This window comes from Corynebacterium kefirresidentii (genome assembly GCF_016599755.1).
Taxonomy (GTDB): domain Bacteria; phylum Actinomycetota; class Actinomycetes; order Mycobacteriales; family Mycobacteriaceae; genus Corynebacterium; species Corynebacterium kefirresidentii.
Window position 1 is genome coordinate 506,311 of record NZ_CP067012.1, and the last position, 19,475, is coordinate 525,785.

The following is a 19,475-nucleotide window of genomic DNA, read 5'->3' on the forward strand; positions in this document are numbered from 1 at the left end:
TTAATCTTCGGCTGGGTGTGGGACGTGCTTGCTGTGGCCGCGGCGGCGCACTGCGCGGGCCGCTAACCAAGCCTTGGTGTGGTTGGGCACGGATACGCGCGTGGTGGTGAGGTCCGTAGCAGGGGTTGCGGCGAGGCGATTGGTCAGCTCGGCAAAGATATCCGCCGCCGCGCTCACACCAACCCGTGCGGAGGCAGGTAGCAAGTCGATGGTGAGCGCGGCGGTAGCAAGCTCCTGGCGGATCTCCGCAATGAGCGCGGACTTGGTGGCCTCATCAATCCGGCCGGATGGGGCCTGCTGAAAATAGGTGCGCCCCAAAGTAGAGCTATCCTCGCCCAAATCACGCAGGAAGTTTATCTTCTGGAATGCCGAACCTAGCGCGCGGGCGCCGCGTTCCATGGCAGTGCGGTCGGCGGGTGAAACGCTTTCCTCGGCTAGGAAAATCTGTAGGCACAAAAGCCCAATGACTTCCGCCGAGCCGTAGATATAGTCTTGCAGCTCGGCCGAAGAATACTCGCGTTGTTTAAGATCCGCGCGCATGGAGTGAAAGAAGGCAGCAAGGTACTCGCGGGGGAAGCCACAGCGACGCGCGGTCAAGGCATAAGCGTGGACCACGAGATCCGTGTGCAGTCGCTGCTGCGGTGCGGCCAGGATGGTTTTCTCGTAGGCATCCAATGCGGCGGCGGGGTCGGTGTGGGCTTGGGCAGCGGCGCCGTCGACAAGCTCATCGGCAATGCGCACCACCGCGTATAAGTGGCGGATATCGGCGCGCACCCGCCCGCGCAAGAGCCGCGTGGCCAGCGAGAAGCTGGTGGAGTAGCGCCCCATAACCTGTGCGGCCGCGCGGGAGGCCGCTTGGTCATAGCGAGTTAGCATATCTGTCAACGTAGCATGCAGCCTATTAACGGTTCGTGGCGCGCGGCTGCCCCTCCGCGAACCCGGCGGCGGACTGCACGCCCACAGTGGCGCGTTCGTGGAAGCTAGCCAAGGAATTGGCGCCGGCGTAAGTGCACGAGGAACGGACGCCAGAAATGATTCGGTCCACTAGATGCTCCACGCCGCCGTGCTCGGGGTCGAGGTAGATACGAGAGGTAGAAATCCCCTCTTCAAACATCTCGCGGCGGGCGCGCTCGAAGGCCTCCGTATCGGAGTTGCGGCCGCGCACTGCCCGGCGCGAAGCCATGCCAAAGGATTCCTTGTAGAAGGCGCCATCGGCGTCCTTGTGCAGGTCACCTGGGGATTCAAAGGTTCCGGCGAACCAGGAGCCGATCATGACATTGGAGGCACCGGCGGCCAGAGCAAGAGCGACATCGCGCGGGTCGCGCACGCCGCCATCGGCCCAGACGTGGGCGCCAACCTCGCGGGCTGCCGCAGCGCACTCCAGGACGGCCGAGAATTGCGGGCGGCCCACACCCGTTTGCATGCGGGTGGTGCACATCGCGCCTGGGCCCACGCCGACCTTGATGATGTCCGCGCCGGCGGCCACCAGTTCGCGCACGCCCTCCGCTGTGACGATATTGCCGGCAGCAATGGGAAGCCCCAAGTCCAGCGCTTTTACCTTGCGCAGCGCGCTGAGCATGCTGTCTTGGTGCCCGTGTGCGGTATCAATGACTAGGACGTCGGCTCCCGCCTGCGCTAGGGCACGGGCGCGGCCTTCCACATCGCCGTTGATGCCCACGGCCGCACCAATGTGTAACCGGCCCTGCTTGTCGACGCCCGGCTTATACATCTTCGCCCTCACCGCCCCCTTCCTGGTGAGGATTCCGGCCAGGGTGCCATCCGGGTTGACCACCGGTGCCAACTTCCGCGAGGTTTTGCGCAGCTTGGTGAAGGCCTCCTGTGGGTCAATGCCCACCGGCAGCGTTACCAGATCCGTGGTCATCAATTGGCCGACGGCGGTGAAATTATCCTGCCCGCGCAGATCCTTCGGTGTGATAATGCCGATGGGCATGTCCCCGTCGACCACGATGGCCGCGCCATGAGCGCGCTTGTGCAAAAGGTTGCTGGTATAGCCCACGGTATGGTGCGGCTTCACGATAATGGGGGTGTCATAGACCAAGTCAGCCGCTTTCACGGAGGCGATGGTCTCTGCGGCCGCATCCAGGGATAGGTCCTGTGGCAGGATAGCGAGCCCGCCGCGGCGCGCGATGGTCTCGGCCATGCGGCGACCGGCCACGGCGGTCATATTGGCCACGATGAGCGGGATGGTATTGCCAGTGCCGTCCTCAGTGGTGAGATCCACCGACTGGCGCGAGCCCACCTCGGAGTGGCTGGGCACCATGAACACATCGGAATAGGTCAATTCGTACGGCGGGCGGGAATCCTGGAGAAAACGCACTGGGATGGCCTCTCTATATATTCGGGTGGCGCGGTCTGACCGCGCGGAGGAAGACATTAAAATTATACTCCCCGACTTTCCCCATATCGGCGGCCTCAGTATCCTATCTGGGTGTCTCAGAAACCAGATCCGCACATTTCCGCAGAGGTAAAAATCAACCTCACCATCCTCGTCCTTGGTGCGATGGTGATGATCCTGAACGAGACCGCCCTTTCGGTGGCATTGCCTGCCATCATGGCGGACTTTGACATCCCGGCTACCTCCGCCCAGTGGTTGCTTACCGGTTTCCTGCTCACCATGGGCGTGGTCATCCCGACCACCGGCTTTCTCATGGATAAATTCACTACCCGCCAGATCTTTCTCGCCTCTGCGGGCGTATTCCTTGCCGGTACGGTCCTTGCGGCACTCGCCCCGGCCTTCGGCATCTTGCTGGTGGGGCGCGTTTTCCAAGCGGCGGGTACTGCGTTGATGATCCCCACCTTGATGACGGTGGCGATGACCCTCGTCCCGCCGCAGCGTCGCGGCAGCGTTATGGGCATTATCTCCGTGGTCATTTCCGTGGCCCCAGCGCTCGGACCTACGGTGGGTGGTCTGGTTCTTAGCATGTTCACCTGGCACGTCATCTTCTGGACCATGGTTCCGCTGCTCGGCCTCATCGGCGTCGCCGGCTACCTCCGCCTAGTCAACGTGGGCGATAAACGCGATACCCCGCTGGATTTCCCCTCAGTTATTTTGTCCGTCCTTGCCTTTGGCGGGGTGGTATATGCCGTATCGTCCCTAGAAAATATTCTGGAGGGCGAAGGCCTCATAGACATCCTCGTCCTCGCCATAGGACTTGTGGCCTTGGCGCTTTTTACCCTCCGGCAAGTGCGCCTGGCTAAAGACAATCGCGCCCTGCTGGATATGCGACCATTTAAGGTTCCGAACTTCACCGTGGCGGTACTCGGCATGCTTTTGATGTTCGGGCTATTGCTTGGCGTGGTCAATGTCCTGCCCATCTACCTGCAGACCTCTTTGGCGGTAAGTTCCCTGGTCACCGGGCTCGTCGTCATGCCCGGCGGCTTGCTGCAAGGCGGCATCTCCCCGATGGTAGGCCGCCTCTATGATGTCCACGGGCCCCGTCCGCTGATGATTCCAGGTGCCCTTCTCCTTGCCGCGGGTACGTGGCTGATGACCCTGCTCACTGAGGACAGCGCTGTGTGGATGGTCATTGCTATGCACGTCCTATTCGCCCTCGGCATTGCGCTCATGATGACGCCACTGATGACGACGTCCCTGGCCTCCCTGCCGGATGAGCTCTACTCACACGGCTCCGCCATCCTTAATACTTTGCAGCAGCTGGCGGGCGCGGCCGGCACTGCCTTTTTGATGACGTTCCTTAGCCGTGGCACCAAGGCTGGCCTGGCACAAGGCATGAATGATGCTGCTGCCACCGCTCACGGTGCGCACTGGGCATTCCTTTTTGCAGGCGTGCTCTCGCTGGTGGTTATTGTGCTGGCCCCCTTCCTCAAGCGCGTGCCGTCGACGGAGTAGCCACTAGGACAGGCATAAGGCCCGCACACGCTATGCGCGGCGGGCCGGAAACTCTGAGAGTGCGATTTAAGAGGCGCACAGCGGCAGGTTCAGCCGCTCGTTTTCAGCCTTATCGCCCCACACGAGGAACGCGGATTGGGTGCCTTCAACGGCCATGACGTAAGTAGGAACATCCGCGGTGGTCTCATAGCTTTGGATGGTGCACTGGTCATTGGAAAGCTCCACCGGCTCGGCGTCGGGAAGCATGGCATCGCGCTCTTCTATGCTGGGGTAGTAGGTCACGATATAGCTAAACCCATCGCCCACGCAGGAAATCTTGGCCTCTTGGCCAGACTCCGGCTCACGCGAGGAACACTTTGCCCCATCGAAGCCCTCCTGGCCACTACGGGAGCTCACCAGGTTCGGGTACGCATCCGCCAGGTTTTGTTCTTTGTCATTCCAGCTGGGGTAGGACAAGAAGAACCACAGCGCCGCCGCGGCAGCAATCGCGGCCACCGCCAACACGCTAATCAACGCAATGAGACCGCCCTTGCCCTTCTTCTGCGGCGCTGGCGCCATGGGCTGTTGCCCCATGGGTTGCTGCCCCATGGGCTGGGCCATCGCCTGCTGCTGCGGCTGCGGCTGTGGCTGTGGCTGCGGCGGGGCGAATTGCTGCTGGGGGCGCGGTTCGGGGGCTTGCACGCGCGGGATCTGCGCGGTATCGAACTCTCCCTGCGGGCGCAGATGCGCCACCACATCCTTGGCGCTATCCGCCGTGCCGGTGGCCTTATAGTCCGGGCACTTGCGCGCGACGAGTTGCTCGAATGCCTCTACCGCTTCGCCGTGCTCCTCGGGAGACGGGCCGGCCGCGGCCAGTACCGAAATCTGCCGTTGCTTGTCGACGCCCACCCGGGCCTCCCTCAGCCCATGGACCGCAAAGTCTGCCTGCTTGCGAGAGATCAAAAAGTCCACCGCACCGGCCAGGGGGCCAAAGATCTCCGCCGCGTCCGTGCGGCTGAGATTATTGGGTATTTGCGAAAGCTGGGTGCCGACAAACCCCTCGCGTACAATAAACTCTTGCCCGTCTGCGGTAGTGCCCGTGCCTACCAGCGGTGCGATAGCCGGGTGATGCAATCCATGTAACGCGGTGGACTTTTCCACCATGCCGGTGATTCCTGGGGCGAAAATCTCCACGCTCAACGGCTGATGCGTGGCCCCGTCTTCCACGGCGAAGAGCGTGGAGGAAGGAGCTTCATCCACTACTGCCAATTCGTGCAGGTTGTGTTGGGTGGCGAAGAACTCAGGAAGTTGCGGCACGGTGGAGATTTCCTTAAACAGTGCGGAAGAGGGACGGGGAACAATAAAACGATTCCAGATTACATGCCCGTGCCCCTGTTCGCTACCGGCGTACACCCGTGTGAGCTGCGAAGATGGGGAATTATTGCGGTATTGCGGGCATCTGGGAGTAAAACCGGAAATGATCGGCGGATTGCCGCGTTAGAGTGGGTGACACATTAGAAGCGAAAGTATAGGGGAATCATGTTCGAGAGGTTTACCGATCGTGCTCGCCGCGTCATCGTTTTGGCGCAGGAAGAAGCACGCATGCTTAACCACAATTACATCGGCACCGAGCACATCTTGCTCGGCCTTATCCATGAAGGCGAAGGCGTCGCTGCCAAGGCACTGGAATCCATGGGTATTTCCCTGGAGGATGTCCGCCGTGAGGTCGAGGAAATCATCGGCCAGGGTAGCCAGCCACACACCGGCCACATCCCCTTTACTCCACGTGCCAAGAAGGTTCTTGAGCTCTCCCTGCGTGAGGGCCTGCAGATGGGACACAAGTACATCGGTACTGAGTTCTTGCTGCTGGGTCTCATTCGCGAGGGCGATGGCGTCGCCGCGCAGGTGCTGACCAAGCTCGGCGCCGACCTGCCACGCGTGCGCCAGCAGGTTATCCAGTTGCTGTCCGGCTACGAAGGTGGACAGCAGGAGGGCGGCTCCTCCAATGGTCAAGGCTCCGGTCCAGTCGGTGCAGGTGCTGGCGCCGGCGCTCGTGGCGGCTCCGGTGGTTCCGGTGAGCGTTCCAATTCCCTGGTGCTTGATCAATTCGGCCGCAACCTCACCCAGGCTGCCAAGGACGGCAAGCTTGATCCTGTCGTTGGCCGCGAGTCCGAGGTAGAGCGCATCATGCAAGTGCTCTCTCGCCGCACAAAGAATAATCCGGTCCTCATCGGTGAGCCGGGCGTTGGTAAGACCGCCGTGGTCGAGGGCTTGGCGCTCGACATCGTCAACGGCAAGGTCCCGGAAACCCTCAAGGACAAGCAGCTCTACTCGCTTGACCTAGGCTCCCTGGTGGCCGGCTCTCGTTACCGCGGTGACTTCGAGGAACGCCTGAAGAAGGTCCTCAAGGAGATTAACCAGCGCGGCGATATCATCTTGTTTATCGATGAGATCCACACCTTGGTCGGTGCTGGTGCTGCTGAAGGTGCTATCGATGCAGCTTCCTTGCTCAAGCCAAAGCTGGCCCGTGGCGAGCTGCAGACCATCGGTGCTACCACCTTGGATGAGTACCGCAAACACATCGAAAAGGACGCCGCCCTCGAGCGTCGTTTCCAGCCGGTTAAGGTAGACGAGCCTTCCCTGGATGACACCTTCTTGATTCTGAAGGGCCTGCGCGATAAGTACGAGGCTCACCACCGCGTGTCTTATACCGATGAGGCGCTGCACGCTGCAGCTTCCCTCTCGGATCGCTACATCAATGACCGCTTCTTGCCGGATAAGGCCGTCGACCTTCTCGATGAGGCTGGTGCGCGTATGCGCATCAAGCGCATGACCGCGCCAAAGGGCCTACGCGAGGTCGATGACCGCATCGCGGAGGTCCGCAAAGAAAAGGAAGCGGCCATCGATGCCCAAGACTTCGAAAAGGCAGCTGGCCTGCGCGATAAGGAGCGCAAGCTGGGCGAGGAGCGCGCTGAGAAGGAAAAGCAGTGGCGTTCCGGTGACCTCGAGGAAATCGCCGAGGTTGGCGAGGACCAGATCGCAGAGGTGCTGGCGCACTGGACCGGCATCCCTGTCCTGAAGCTGACGGAGAAGGAATCCAACCGTCTGCTCAACATGGAAGAAGAGCTGCACAAGCGCATCATTGGCCAGGACGAGGCGGTCAAGTCCGTCTCCCGCGCCATCCGCCGTACCCGTGCAGGCCTCAAGGACCCGCGCCGTCCATCCGGCTCCTTCATCTTCGCTGGCCCGTCCGGTGTGGGTAAGACCGAGCTGTCGAAGTCCCTGGCTAACTTCCTCTTCGGTTCGGATGATGACCTCATCCAGATCGATATGGGCGAGTTCCACGACCGCTTCACCGCTTCTCGTCTCTTCGGTGCTCCTCCGGGATACGTTGGCTACGAAGAGGGCGGCCAGCTGACCGAGAAGGTTCGCCGCAAGCCATTCTCCGTCGTGCTTTTTGATGAGATTGAGAAGGCCCACAAGGAGATCTACAACACCTTGTTGCAGGTGCTAGAGGATGGCCGGCTTACCGACGGCCAGGGTCGCGTTGTTGACTTCAAGAACACCGTTCTCATCTTCACGTCGAACTTGGGTACCCAGGACATCTCGAAGCCGGTGGGCTTGGGCTTTACTGGCTCTTCCGAAAATGATGCGGATGCTCAGTACGATCGGATGAAGCAGAAGGTCAACGACGAGCTGAAGAAGCACTTCCGCCCGGAGTTCTTGAACCGTATCGATGACATCGTTGTCTTCCACCAGCTCACTCAGGAGCAGATTGTGGAAATGGTCGAGCTGCTCATCGGCCGCGTGGCCAAGCAGCTGGAGGAGCGCGATATGGGCATCGAGCTTACGGACAAGGCCAAGAACCTCCTGGCCAAGCGTGGCTTCGACCCGGTCTTGGGTGCTCGTCCGCTGCGTCGCACCATCCAGCGCGAGATCGAGGATCAGCTCTCCGAAAAGATCCTCTTCGGCGAAATCGGTGCCGGTGAAATCATCACCGTTGACGTCGAGGGTTGGGACGGCGAGTCTAAGGACAATACGCGCGCGACGTTCACCTTCAGCCCGCGCCCGAAGCCTCTGCCGGAAGAGACTGAGGAGCCTCAGCTGGACGATACCGAGGTGCGCGACAACGACACCGAGTCCACCGACTCCAGTGAGCCTGACACCATCACCCCAGATGTCCCAGGCGACGGCGGTTCCACCGCCACTGGTACCGACCTAGAGTCCGACGCCGACTCCGATGACGATGGCCATAACCCGCCGCCAGCAGGCGCCGGCCAGCCGATGTAGTGGCGCTATAGCGCCTTAAAGCCGCCCAGCCCTCGCTTTCCCTGCGAGAACTGGGCGGCTTTATTTGCGCCCAGGAATCTATTTATGCTGTGCAGTTAGTGGGTGCCGGTTTGCCCTCAAAGCGGTCAAAGAGATACTGCAACCCGACCGGCATCTCTAGGTACAAGGGCACGGCGTGGTCGATTCCAGTGCGTGGAATCGTTGCGGTGCCGGGTGCGGCTACGAAATCGATGGTTCCGCCCATAGAGCAGTACGCTCCAGCAGTCCTGCGTACCTGGTCATGAGAGATTAAATCATCACTAGGTGAGCTAGCCATCATTACCGGTGCATTTGGCACCGCTTTGCCCAGGTTTTGGCGCTCTAAAGTTTCCTTAACGACAGGTTTGCGTTCCACAATCTCGGACAAGGATTCCCCGGTGCGGGTAAGCATTCGGGTATTTGTAAAGCCCCACATGAGAACAGAATCGCCCGTGCAGCTGGTGGCCGCGGAACGTAAGAAGTCAATGCCTCGTGGGTTGAGTTCCGCCAACACTGCATCGCGGAATTCTGGGCTACGCTCAGAAAAGCCATTAATGGCATAGCCCAGCACGTGGGCGATAGCTGAACCGTCAATGCTGCGCATAGTCTCCGGCAGGTCCGTTGGCGGCGCGCCAGCGTATGTGCCGGCTACGTTGAGGTCAGGAGCGTAGCGTTCGGCATACTCGGCTGCGGAGAGCGAGGCGCCGCCGCCCTGCGAATAGCCCGCAAAGCCAATAGGGGCGTCCTTCGGGGCGTGCGCGAGTTCTAGGCCGGAGCGGGCGGCGTCGAGAAGCGCGTGTGCTTCTTCAATGTGGTTTACATACGTGTGGTGTCCTGGCATGCCCAACCCAATAAGGTCGGCAACGATAACGCGTGCCCCGTGGCGCAGGGCCATCATATAAAATGAGTACTCGTAGCTGGCATTAATGGTGGGAGAGCCCACTTTGCTCAGGCCCACCGACCCCAGCTGCATGCCCGCGCGCGACGGCGCGCATTGGTCGCCCTGCCCACGCGTGCTTGGTCCGAAGACGATGGTCGGGCGCTCGCCCTTGCCACGCCACGGTGCAGTGGGCTCGTACAAGGTAGCCGAGGCTTGCACCGGCTTGCCGGCATCGGTGGTGGTGTCATATGTAAACACCTGCGCCTGGCCCGCCGATTCTGCCAGGTGCGGCGCCGGGTGAGCTGAAGTCACCGCCGCGTTGGCAGCTGGCGGCAGAAAGAGCGACCCGAGGATTAGTGAACAAACTGTGAGGAGTCTCATACAAATCTTTTCCATGACCAAAACCTACTGCGCAGTAGGAACGGTGGAAGTGGAATTGCTAAAATAAATGCTTATGGGACTTCAGTATCGTTCAAGAAAAAAGACCGGCAAGAATAGCTGGATCAACGTCTCTGGATCCGGCGCGTCGATGTCTACCAAGGTAGGGCCGGTCACCTTTAATTCCCGCGGCGGCATGTGGGTGAACCTGCCGGGCGGATTCAATTTCCGCGGTCGCTGGCGTTAACCAGATCACACGCCCTGGATCGCGACCTGCGATTATAGCTGGCCATTATTAACCCCCTAAATAGGGAGGTGGAACAGGCCAGCGTCGTTTTGCTCGGCGAGGCCGTCGGCAAGCAGCGAAGCCAACGCCCGGGAGCGCTGCGCCGCATCGGGCCAGACCACATCAATTTCGGACTGCGGAACCGGCCCGTTCGCTGCGCGCAGCACATCCAAAATCTTGCCTCGCACCTGCCGGTCTGTGCCTACAAACTTCTGCACCCGCTTTTTCGCCCGCGCCTGCTCCTCCGCACTCGGCTGCGGTCGACCAGCCAGCTGCCACGCGCAACTAGTGCGCAGTGGGCACTGCTCGCAGGCGGGATTCTTCGCCGTGCACACCAGCGCGCCTAACTCCATGAGTGCGGCCGAAAAGCGCGGCCCATTCTCGGCCGGCAAAAGCTCTGCCACGGCCGCCAGCTCCCGCTTCGATGGCTGCGGCGCAAGGAACCGGCCCTCTTCTGCGCGGGTATACACCCGCCGCACATTGGTATCGACCACCGGTACGTTTAGCCTGAAATGAAAACAGGCCACGGCGCGCGCGGTGTAATCCCCAATGCCAGGCAGGCGCAGCAATTCATCGACGTCCGCCGGTACCTCGCCTTCGCCGATGGCCGCGGCACATTCCCACAGGCGCAGCGCGCGCCGCGGGTAGCCCAGCTTGCCCCAGGCGCGCAAGACCTCCGCTCGAGTAGCCTGGGCAAAATCTGCCGGGGTGGGCCAGCGCCGCATCCAGTCCTCCCACACCGGAGCCACGCGCGCGACTGGGGTCTGCTGGCTCATGACCTCACTGAGCAGCACACCCCACGCGCTTGTGCCAGGCCGGCGCCAGGGCAGGTCTCGTTCATTGGCATCGAACCAGGAAAGAAGAGCTTGCGAATCCATCGTGGGAGATAGTCTAGGGCATTAGAATATGGCCTATGCCTTTACGTAATATTGCCCACGAACCGCAGGCCGTATGGGAGGCCCTCAAGGCGGGAAATCAGCGCGTATTGGACGGCGAGACCGTCGACGTGCGCGAGATTTATAACCGCGAGGGCCTAACTCACGGCCAGGACCCTCGCGTGGTGGTTATTTCCTGTTCCGACTCCCGCGCCCCTATCGAGCACGTCTTCAATATCGGCTTCGGCGATGCCTTTGTCATCCGCACTGCCGGCCACATTCTTGACGACGCCGTTCTAGCCTCCCTCGACTACGCCCTTGCCGCCCTCAAACCCAACCTGCTGGTAGTCCTCGGCCATCAATCTTGCGGCGCGGTGGGCGCGGCTACCGGTTTTGTGTCCGGCGGCGAGCTGCCCACCGGCCTGCAGCGTCCCATCATCGAGAAGGTTGCCGCCTCCGCACTGGTGGCGGGCCCACATGCCACGACTGACGACGTCGAGCGGGAGCACACCCGCCAGACCGTCGCCCAGCTGGTTGCCAGCGTGCCCAACGTCCGCCGACTGCTCGACGAGGGTGCCCTGGGCGTTATCGGCGCGCGCTACCTGCTGGAAGATTCCAGCGTGGAAACCCTGCAGACCTTCGGAGTGGACTAGCCCGCCTGACACGCGGCGCGGGCTTAGCGCACCGGCCCGTGCCCACCGCTTAAAATTGACAGCGTGACGCAGAAAAAGCCCCTACCAGAAGAGATTTACAAGCGCCGACGAGTAGCGGCGCTCATTATCGTACTCGTGCTGGTCGTGGTGCTGATCTGGGCGGCTGTGGCTGCCTTCGGGGGCAGCAGCGATGAGCCGGCCGATACCGCCGCACCCGCGCCTACGCCGGAGCAGACCGCATCTTCTGCCGCCCCAGAAACCTCCGCGACCTCCGCGGAGGCGTCGGCCGAGGGGGCGTCGGAAAGCGTGTCTGCCGAAAGCGAGCCGTCCAGCTCCGCGGCCGCGAGCTCCGAAGCCGCAAAAAAGACCTGCGACCTGGCAGACCTCCAGGTGCGCACCTCCATGTTGAATTACTCCGTGCCGGAGGGCGAACTGCCGAAGTTCTTCATGACAGTCACCAACCCCACGGCCGCAGACTGCAAAATCGACCTAGACAAGAACCTGCTGCGCTTCGAGGTCTACAAGATGGCCGATAACGAGCGCGTGTGGTCCGATACGGATTGCTATGCTTCCGTGCAGACCGGCTCGCAGACTTTCCCGGCCGGCAAGGACGTAAAATTCGAGGCCGAATGGTCCCGCCAAGCCTCCAAGCCGGGCGAATGCACCAATCGCCCAACGGCTGAACCAGGCGCCTACTTCGCCCACACCATCATCGGCGATAACTCCTCCCCGCCGCAGGACTTCACGCTGCGCTAGGCGCTAGCCCGCCACCGCAGCGATGGCCTGCCCTAGCGTCCCAGCTTGGTGGACGCGAATGCCGTTTACTGGCTCGATTTCCCCGCGTGGGACAATCGCGTTCTTATAACCCAGCCGCGCGGCCTCCATTAAGCGCCGCTCCACATTGGGCACTGGACGCAACTCGCCGGCCAGGCCCACCTCGCCAATGACAACCATCTTGGCCGGCAGCGGTTGCTCGTGCAACGAGGACCACGTCGCCAACGCCACCGCCAAATCCGTCGCGGTTTCCGTAATGCGCATGCCGCCGACCGTGGCGACGTAGGCATCTTTATCATTGGTGCGCTGGCCGGCGCGGGCCTGGAGCACCGCGAGCACCATCGGCACGCGGTTGGAATCTAACCCGGTAACCACCCGCCGCGGGTTTTTCGCCACCGGGTCCACCGTCAGCGCCTGCACCTCCGCCAGAATCGGCCGCACCCCGTCCATCGCGACCGTCACGGCCGAGCCATCCGGCGTAGCACCGCGGTGCGAGAGGAAGAGCCCGGAGGGATCCGCTACCTCCCGAATTCCGCCGGAGGTCTGCTCGAAGCAGCCCACCTCGTCGGTGGCGCCAAAGCGATTTTTGATGCCGCGCAGCATGCGCAGGCTGGATTGGCGGTCACCCTCGAAGTTTAAGACGACGTCGACAAGGTGCTCCAGCACGCGTGGCCCGGCCACGTTGCCGTCCTTCGTGACGTGGCCGACCAGCAGCACCGGTATGCCGGTGGACTTCGCCAGCGAGGTCAGCGCGGCCGTCACCGCGCGTGATTGCGCCACGCCGCCCGATACACCTTCCACGCCCACAGCGTGCATGGTCTGTACCGAATCGACGATAATGAGGCTAGGCTGCAGCTTATCGACGTGCCCGAAGACCCCATCCAAGTTGGACTCGGCCGCCAAATACAAAGTTTCCTGCAAGGCGCCGGTGCGCTCGGCGCGGGAGCGGACCTGGCCGGCGGATTCCTCGGCCGTCGCGTAGAGCACGGTGCGGCCGAGCTGTGCCCACCGCGAGGCTACTTCCAGCAGTAGCGTGGATTTGCCCACGCCGGGCTCGCCGGCCATAAGCACCACCGAGCCCGGCACGATGCCGCTTCCCAGCACGCGATCCAACTCGCCGATACCGGTGCGCACCGTCTTTGTTGCCTGCGCCCCAATCTTGGTAATCGGCTGTGCCGGACTCGACGGGGCTACGCCCTTGCTTGCCGACGCCCCTGGCACCGCCACCACCGGTGCCTTTTCCTCCAGCGTGCCCCACGCACCGCAGTCCGGGCATCGCCCGAGCCATTTGGGCGAGACGTAGCCGCATTCGGAACAGGTATGGATGGGGCGGGTTTTCTTGGCCATGGCTTCTAGCCTAAAACACACAGACGCTCCCAGCCCGAAGCGGGCTGGGAGCGGGGCAGGAAAGTGGTATGGCTTAGTTCTCCGGAGCCTCGGAGGAGTAGCCCTCGGAGGACTCGACGTCGCGGTCGAACTCGCCGGACTGCATCTGGGTGGCAGCGATGGTGGCGTTTACGTCGATGGAGCCATTGGAGAACTCGAAGGTAACCGGGCGGTCACCGGCGTAGCCGAAGTCATCATTCTTCAACTTGGTGGCGATGTACTGGACGGTTTCGGAATCCTGCTGGGGGTTAGCTTCCAGGTTCTTCTGAGAATCAGCGATGATGGACTCATCACGGTGCAGCGGCTGTGGCTGCTTCATCTCAACGCGCTGGCCATCGACCTTCACGGACTCCAAGGAAATGACATCGGTGTCGTAGCCCTGGTTAATGGCGCTGAACTTCAGTGCAGCAGTGCCGTCCGGCTCTACCAGGATGGTGACATCGCGAACTGCAGCCTTATTATCTTCCGTGCTTGCAGAAGCGCCATCGACCGCAGCCACTTTTTCAGCGGTCTGGGTGACATGACCCGCCGAGCAAGAAGCCAACGCCAGAGCGGAGACGGCGGTAACGGAAATAATGGCACCGCGGCGGGCGGCGGACTTCAGGGACTGCACGTTGAGCATCCTCCATCAATTGCGATCACAGGGCTTGTCAACGCTTTAGCCTAGTCCCTTTCGCGATAAAGTACACAGTTGTCCCAAATCGGGCGGGTAGACCGTGGGGGTATACGGGGGTATCCGCAGTCGGGGCGGCCGTGCGTGATAAAATAGCAGCCTTAGTCAACCGGGATAAATCGGGAACACAAGGAGTGGCAATGGAGTATAAGGTCGGCGAGGTCGTCGTCTACCCGCACCACGGTGCGGCCGTCATCGAGGATATCGAGACCCGCGAAATGGGTGGCGAGACGCTCGAATACCTGGTGCTGCACATCAACCAGTCCGACCTGGTCGTCCGCGTGCCCATCAAGAACGCCGATAACGTCGGCGTGCGCGACGTCGTGGGCAAGGAAGGCCTAGAAAAGGTCTTTTCCGTGCTGCGTGACGAGGACGTCGAAGAGGCCGGCAACTGGTCCCGCCGTTATAAGGCTAACCAGGAGCGCCTGGCTTCCGGCGATATTAATAAGGTCGCCGAGGTCGTGCGTGACCTGTGGCGCCGCGACCAGGATCGCGGCCTTTCGGCCGGCGAGAAGCGCATGCTTGGCAAGGCCCGCACCATCCTGGTAGGTGAGCTCGCACTGGCCAAGCCGGTCGATGAGAAGAAGGCCGACACCATGATGGAAGAAATCGATGCCACCATCGAGCGCCACCGCGCCGCCGGATTGGTAGATGATAAGTCCATCACCACTGATATCGACAACGACATCGATCTCGATGACCTCTCCTTCGACGACGAAGACTAAACCGCGCGTCATCGCGCTCATCGCGGCCGCAGGCCAGGGAACTCGCCTCGGCGCCGAGGTGCCCAAAGCTTATGTCGAGCTGCGCGGCCGCACCCTCTTGGAACGCTCCGTGCGAGCATTGCTGGCCTCCGGGGTAGTCGATGAAATTATCGTCCTGGTCAGCCCGGACATGGAGGCTGAGGCCGCGCGTATTATCGGCCGCATCGACGCCGTTGGTGCTACTGACGCTGCAAGCGCCGCCCCGATTCGCCTCGTTCACGGTGGCAGCGAGCGCGCCGATTCCGTGTGGGCCGGCCTGCAAGCAATCCCGGACGAGGATGCCGTGGTGCTCATCCACGATGCGGCCCGTGCGTTGACGCCGCCGGCGATGGTGCGGGGCGTCGCCAAGCGGGTGCTGGAAGGCGCTCCCGCGGCCGTGCCGGTGGTTCCGGTGGCCGATACCATCAAGGAAGTCGCGGATGAGGCCGTGTTGAGCACCCCCGATCGCTCCCGCCTGCGCGCAGTGCAAACCCCGCAGGCCTTCCGCCTGTCCGCGCTGCGCCAGGCCAACCTCGATTATTGGGCCCAGCAGCCCGAATTTACCGCCACGGATGACGCCAGCCTCATGGAATGGCACGGCGAGCGCGTGGCAACCGTGCCGGGCGATACCCTGGCTTTCAAGATCACCACGCCCATCGATCTCACCCTGGCCCACGCCCTGACCGAGGAGACCCATGACTAATCCGATTATCCCGCGCGTTGGAATTGCCACCGACGCCCACCAAATCGAGGCCGGCAAGGATTGCTGGATCGCCGGCCTGCTCTTCGAAAGCGTTGACGGGTGCGAGGGCCACTCCGATGGGGATGTTGTAGCGCACGCGCTTGTCGACGCCCTTTTATCCGCCTCCCACCTCGGTGACCTCGGCTCCTTCGTGGGCGTCGGCCGCCCCGAATACGATGGCGTTTCCGGCGCGAAGTTGCTGCGCGAATGCCGCCAGCTCCTCGAATCTGAGGGCTTTATCATCGGCAACGCCGCCGCCCAGCTCATCGGCCAGACCCCCAAGATGGGTCCGCGCCGCGAAGAGGCCGAGGCCGTACTGAGCGAAATCCTTGGTGCCCCCGTGTCCGTATCTGCTACCACGACGGACCACCTGGGGTTCACCGGCCGTAAGGAGGGGCGTGCGGCGGTTGCTACGGCCGTCGTCTGGCGCGCCTAGCCCACCGCACTAACCCCGCGCACGCGTCAATTAGACTAAGTGGCGTGAGTACTTTGCGCATTTATGACACAGCCACCCGCAGCCAACGCGATTTCGAGCCGATTCGCCCCGGCCATGCCTCGATTTACCTGTGCGGCGCCACCCCGCAGGCCCAGCCGCACATCGGGCACCTGCGCTCCGGCGTCGCTTTCGACATCCTGCGCCGCTGGCTGCTCGCCCAAGGCTATGACGTAGCCTTGGTGCGCAACGTCACCGATATCGATGACAAAATTCTCACCAAGGCGGCCGAGAATAATCGCCCCTGGTGGGAGTGGGTATCCACGTATGAGCGCGAGTTCACCAAGGCCTATAACACCCTGGGCGTGCTTCCGCCTTCGGTAGAGCCGCGCGCGACCGGCTTTGTCACCCAGATGGTCGACTATATGCAGCGGCTTATCGACGCCGGCTTTGCCTACCCCGCCGAAGGCTCCGTCTACTTTGACGTTGCCGCATGGACCAAGGCCGAAGGCTCGGATTATGGTTCGCTGTCCGGCAACAAGGTAGAAGAAATGGAACAGGGTGAGGGCGAAGATTCGGCCAAGCGCGGCGCCCAAGACTTTGCTCTGTGGAAGGCCGCGAAACCGGGCGAGCCCAGCTGGCCCACCCCCTGGGGTGACGGCCGACCCGGCTGGCACCTGGAGTGCTCGGCCATGTCTACCTATTACCTGGGCTCCAATTTCGATATCCACTGCGGCGGGCTGGACCTGCAGTTCCCGCACCACGAGAACGAGATTGCTCAGTCGCACGCGGCCGGCGATAAGTTTGCCAACTACTGGATGCACAACCACTGGGTGACGATGTCGGGCGAGAAGATGTCGAAATCGCTGGGCAACGTGCTCTCTATTCCGAATATGCTCGAGCTGGTGCGTCCGGTGGAGCTGCGCTACTACCTGGGCTCGGCGCATTACCGCTCCGTGCTGGAGTATTCCGAGGCCGCGCTGACCGAGGCCGCCGCAGGCTACCGCCGCATCGAGGACTTCCTCGCTCACTTCGATGACCTGGAGCTGGGCGAGTGGACGCAGGGCTTTGAAGACGCGATGAATGATGATATCGCGGTGCCCAAGACGCTGGCGGAAATCCACACCACCGTTCGCGCCGGCAATAAGGCCCTTGCCGCCGGCGATGAGGCCGGGGCGCGCACGCTGGCCGGCCAGGTACGGGCGATGGCACACGTACTTGGCTTTGACCCGCTGGAGTGGGAAGATGGAGCGCAAGCTAGCGGGGCGGATGCCGCGTTGGATGCGCTGGTGCAGGCTGAACTGGAGCGGCGCACCCAGGCGCGTGCGGACAAGGACTTCGCTACTGCCGACGCCGTCCGTGACCGCCTCGCGGCCGCCGGCATCACCATCACCGATACCCCAGACGGCCCGACCTGGTCGCTGGCGCAGCGTTAAGCACTCCGAAAGGACAATAAACTATGGCACGTACCCACGGCCGCGGTGGCGCGGGAATCCGCAAGACCAATAAGAAGGGCGCAACCAAGGGCTCCGGCGGCCAGCGCCGCAAGGGCTTGGCCGGCAAGGGCCCGACACCCAAGGCAGAGGACCGCATTTACCACGCCAAGCACAAGGCCAAGCTGGAGCGCGACCGCCGCAACTCCGGCCGTCACCAGAAGGAGACCGCCGAGATGGTCGTGGGCCGCAACCCGGTCATCGAGTGTCTGCATGCCAAGGTTCCGGCCACCACGCTCTATATCGTGGCCGGTACCCGCAACGATAAGCGCCTGTCTGAGGCCGTGGCCATGTGCAATACCCGCAATATCCCCATCATCGAGGTGCAGCGCCACGAGATGGACCGCATGACCGGCAACGGCATGCACCAGGGCATCGGGCTGCAGATCCCGCCGTATAAATACGCCGATGTCGATGAGCTCATCTCCCGTGCGGCCGAAAGTGCCCGTCCGGGCATGTTCGTCATCTTGGATAACATCACCGACCCGCGCAACCTCGGCGCGGTGATTCGCTCTGTGGCAGCTTTTGGTGGCGACGGCGTCATCATCCCAGAGCGCCGCTCCGCATCCGTGACTGCCGTGGCGTGGCGTACCTCGGCCGGCACGGCGGCGCGCCTGCCGGTCGCCCGCGCGACGAATATCACCCGCACCGTACAGCAATTCCAAAAGAGCGGCTACCAGGTCGTCGGCCTAGATGCCGGCGGCGAGCACACGCTGGATACATATAACGGCGCGACGGACCCCGTGGTCATCGTCATCGGTTCCGAGGGCAAGGGGATTTCTCGCCTCGTGCGGGAAAACTGCGACGTCATCATGTCCATCCCTATGACGGATTGGGTCGAGTCCCTCAATGCTTCCGTCGCGGCCGGTTCTGTGCTTTCCGAATTCGCACGCCAGCGCCGCGCGGCCCAGTAGTCTCTAGCGAGAGTTTCTAGCCGCCTTCTGCCCAGGGCGGCAGCCACCTAATGGTGCCATTCACCCGGGCCAGGCGGCCGCGAACTGGCGGGCCGTTGGGGTCATCGTCGTTGACGCCGTTGTGGTACGGGCAGGCGATGGTGAGGTTTTCGGGGTTTGTCTCGCCGCCGTGGCGCCAGGCGGTGAGATGGTGGACTTGGCATTCGTCGGCGGGATAATTGCACTGGGGCCAAGGACAAGTGGGATTTTCCGCGGCCGCCATGGTGCGCTGCTTGGGTGAGGCGAGCCGCTCCGTGCGATACAGATTCACCGGGCCTTTAACGGGATGGATGAGGGTGACATAGCCATGCTCGGTAAATGCGCGGCGCACGAGGTCTGCGCCGGTCATCCGGGCGCCATTGGTGAGCTGCAGTGTCACGTCATCGCCCGCGCAGTCGACGACGCGGTCGAGCTCGTCCAAGCGCAGCACCACATTGGTGGTCACGGACGCACCGGAGGCGGCGGTCTTGCCCTGGAAAATCTTGCGCACCGAATCTAGCGGGGCATCTTTATCCAGCGCGGCATGCATATCCGCAATATCGGCGGATTTGCCGGTAATCGTCATAGTCCAGGGGCCCTCGGCGCGGCGGTAGAGCTTGACACCGGGTGTGCGCTGCGGCGGGCCTTTAATCTCGCGCACGCGTTTACGCCCCCGCTTTTCGACGTCCGAGGCATCCCCCTTCATCCCACACAACTCCCGACGCAGCGCCCAGGCCTGACGCTTATTTCTCAGCCGAGTGGCGTAGCGCTCGATGGCCAGCAGCGCGGTAAGGCTGTGCCCATTGGTGCGAGCGGCGGCGATGGATTCGCGCTGGAGGCGGCTAAACGCGGTCGGGCCGAAGTAGGTATCGGCGAGGGCGAGCAGGCGGGTGGCGGTGGTGTCGGGGCAGCCGGCCTCGATTAGCGCGCGCTGAGTTAGGCCGTGGCAGTCGGCGATGATGTCCATGCCGGCGGCTAGGCCTGTCAAGAAAGTGTGCAGCGCGTTCATGGCTCCACACATTAGGTGCGGGACGCGACCAGAGGCGAGGGATAAGGCGCGCCGCTGTGG

The 19,475-nt window shown here is 62.5% G+C and carries 18 protein-coding genes; 10 read left to right on the forward strand and 8 right to left on the reverse strand.

What is annotated here, in order from left to right; all coding sequences use genetic code 11:
- Both I6I12_RS02575 and I6I12_RS02580 read right to left on the reverse strand, forming a co-directional pair.
- Positions 1-876, reverse strand: coding sequence for a phytoene/squalene synthase family protein (locus tag I6I12_RS02575; protein ID WP_200288637.1), 876 nt, complete (start codon positions 874-876; stop codon positions 1-3).
- Between the two features lie 25 nt (positions 877-901).
- Positions 902-2,338: a GuaB1 family IMP dehydrogenase-related protein gene (locus I6I12_RS02580; RefSeq protein ID WP_200288638.1), complete on the reverse strand. Its 1,437-nt coding sequence runs from the start codon at positions 2,336-2,338 to the stop codon at positions 902-904.
- Between the two features lie 111 nt (positions 2,339-2,449).
- Between I6I12_RS02580 and I6I12_RS02585 the strand changes: the two genes are divergently transcribed.
- A complete protein-coding gene (locus tag I6I12_RS02585) occupies positions 2,450-3,871 on the forward strand; it encodes an MDR family MFS transporter (protein ID WP_200288639.1) in 1,422 nt (473 codons plus the stop codon).
- 66 nt (positions 3,872-3,937) lie between these two features.
- On the opposite strand, the gene I6I12_RS02590 is transcribed toward I6I12_RS02585, so the two are convergent.
- Positions 3,938-5,167, reverse strand: coding sequence for a serine/threonine protein kinase (locus tag I6I12_RS02590; protein ID WP_200288640.1), 1,230 nt, complete (start codon positions 5,165-5,167; stop codon positions 3,938-3,940).
- A 222-nt stretch (positions 5,168-5,389) separates the two neighbouring features.
- On the opposite strand from I6I12_RS02590, the gene I6I12_RS02595 reads away from it, so the two are divergent.
- A complete protein-coding gene (locus I6I12_RS02595) occupies positions 5,390-8,140 on the forward strand; it encodes an ATP-dependent Clp protease ATP-binding subunit (protein WP_200288641.1) in 2,751 nt (916 codons plus the stop codon).
- An 82-nt stretch (positions 8,141-8,222) separates the two neighbouring features.
- Here I6I12_RS02595 and I6I12_RS02600 read toward each other — a convergent pair whose 3' ends face one another.
- Entirely contained in the window at positions 8,223-9,350 is a 1,128-nt protein-coding gene (locus I6I12_RS02600) for a lipase family protein (protein ID WP_232212554.1), read from the reverse strand.
- 142 nt (positions 9,351-9,492) lie between these two features.
- Between I6I12_RS02600 and I6I12_RS02605 the strand changes: the two genes are divergently transcribed.
- Positions 9,493-9,663 (forward strand): DUF4236 domain-containing protein, encoded by a 171-nt coding sequence (locus I6I12_RS02605; protein WP_080970400.1) that lies wholly within the window; start codon positions 9,493-9,495, stop codon positions 9,661-9,663.
- A 56-nt stretch (positions 9,664-9,719) separates the two neighbouring features.
- Here the strand turns inward: I6I12_RS02605 and I6I12_RS02610 are convergent, their stop codons facing one another.
- Entirely contained in the window at positions 9,720-10,580 is an 861-nt protein-coding gene (locus tag I6I12_RS02610; protein WP_023019910.1) for an HhH-GPD family protein, read from the reverse strand.
- Positions 10,581-10,615: 35 nt separating this feature from the next.
- Between I6I12_RS02610 and I6I12_RS02615 the strand changes: the two genes are divergently transcribed.
- Positions 10,616-11,230: a carbonic anhydrase gene (locus I6I12_RS02615; RefSeq protein WP_023019909.1), complete on the forward strand. Its 615-nt coding sequence runs from the start codon at positions 10,616-10,618 to the stop codon at positions 11,228-11,230.
- 63 nt (positions 11,231-11,293) lie between these two features.
- Positions 11,294-11,986, forward strand: coding sequence for a hypothetical protein (locus tag I6I12_RS02620; RefSeq protein ID WP_200288642.1), 693 nt, complete (start codon positions 11,294-11,296; stop codon positions 11,984-11,986).
- 3 nt (positions 11,987-11,989) lie between these two features.
- Here I6I12_RS02620 and radA read toward each other — a convergent pair whose 3' ends face one another.
- Positions 11,990-13,351 carry a DNA repair protein RadA gene (radA, locus tag I6I12_RS02625; RefSeq protein WP_200288643.1) on the reverse strand — a complete coding sequence of 454 codons (1,362 nt, stop codon included), beginning with the start codon at positions 13,349-13,351 and terminating at the stop codon, positions 11,990-11,992.
- A gap of 73 nt (positions 13,352-13,424) precedes the next feature.
- Positions 13,425-14,012, reverse strand: a complete 588-nt coding sequence (locus I6I12_RS02630) for a hypothetical protein (RefSeq protein ID WP_200288644.1) — start codon at positions 14,010-14,012, stop codon at positions 13,425-13,427.
- Between the two features lie 191 nt (positions 14,013-14,203).
- Between I6I12_RS02630 and I6I12_RS02635 the strand changes: the two genes are divergently transcribed.
- The 5 genes from I6I12_RS02635 to rlmB are packed head-to-tail and all read left to right on the forward strand — an operon-like array spanning position 14,204 to position 18,388.
- Positions 14,204-14,788 (forward strand): CarD family transcriptional regulator, encoded by a 585-nt coding sequence (locus I6I12_RS02635; protein ID WP_005325718.1) that lies wholly within the window; start codon positions 14,204-14,206, stop codon positions 14,786-14,788.
- On the forward strand, positions 14,760-15,509 hold the full coding sequence (gene ispD, locus I6I12_RS02640; protein WP_023019905.1) for a 2-C-methyl-D-erythritol 4-phosphate cytidylyltransferase: 750 nt from the start codon (positions 14,760-14,762) through the stop codon (positions 15,507-15,509). Before I6I12_RS02635 ends, ispD begins: the two co-directional genes overlap by 29 nt.
- Positions 15,502-15,984: a 2-C-methyl-D-erythritol 2,4-cyclodiphosphate synthase gene (gene ispF, locus I6I12_RS02645; protein WP_200288645.1), complete on the forward strand. Its 483-nt coding sequence runs from the start codon at positions 15,502-15,504 to the stop codon at positions 15,982-15,984. The genes ispD and ispF overlap by 8 nt, the downstream gene beginning before the upstream one ends.
- A gap of 44 nt (positions 15,985-16,028) precedes the next feature.
- Positions 16,029-17,417, forward strand: a complete 1,389-nt coding sequence (cysS, locus tag I6I12_RS02650; protein ID WP_200288646.1) for a cysteine--tRNA ligase — start codon at positions 16,029-16,031, stop codon at positions 17,415-17,417.
- 23 nt (positions 17,418-17,440) lie between these two features.
- Positions 17,441-18,388 (forward strand): 23S rRNA (guanosine(2251)-2'-O)-methyltransferase RlmB, encoded by a 948-nt coding sequence (gene rlmB, locus I6I12_RS02655; protein ID WP_023019902.1) that lies wholly within the window; start codon positions 17,441-17,443, stop codon positions 18,386-18,388.
- Between the two features lie 16 nt (positions 18,389-18,404).
- Here rlmB and I6I12_RS02660 read toward each other — a convergent pair whose 3' ends face one another.
- Positions 18,405-19,415, reverse strand: a complete 1,011-nt coding sequence (locus I6I12_RS02660) for an HNH endonuclease signature motif containing protein (protein ID WP_200288647.1) — start codon at positions 19,413-19,415, stop codon at positions 18,405-18,407.
- Positions 19,416-19,475 lie beyond the last annotated feature (60 nt).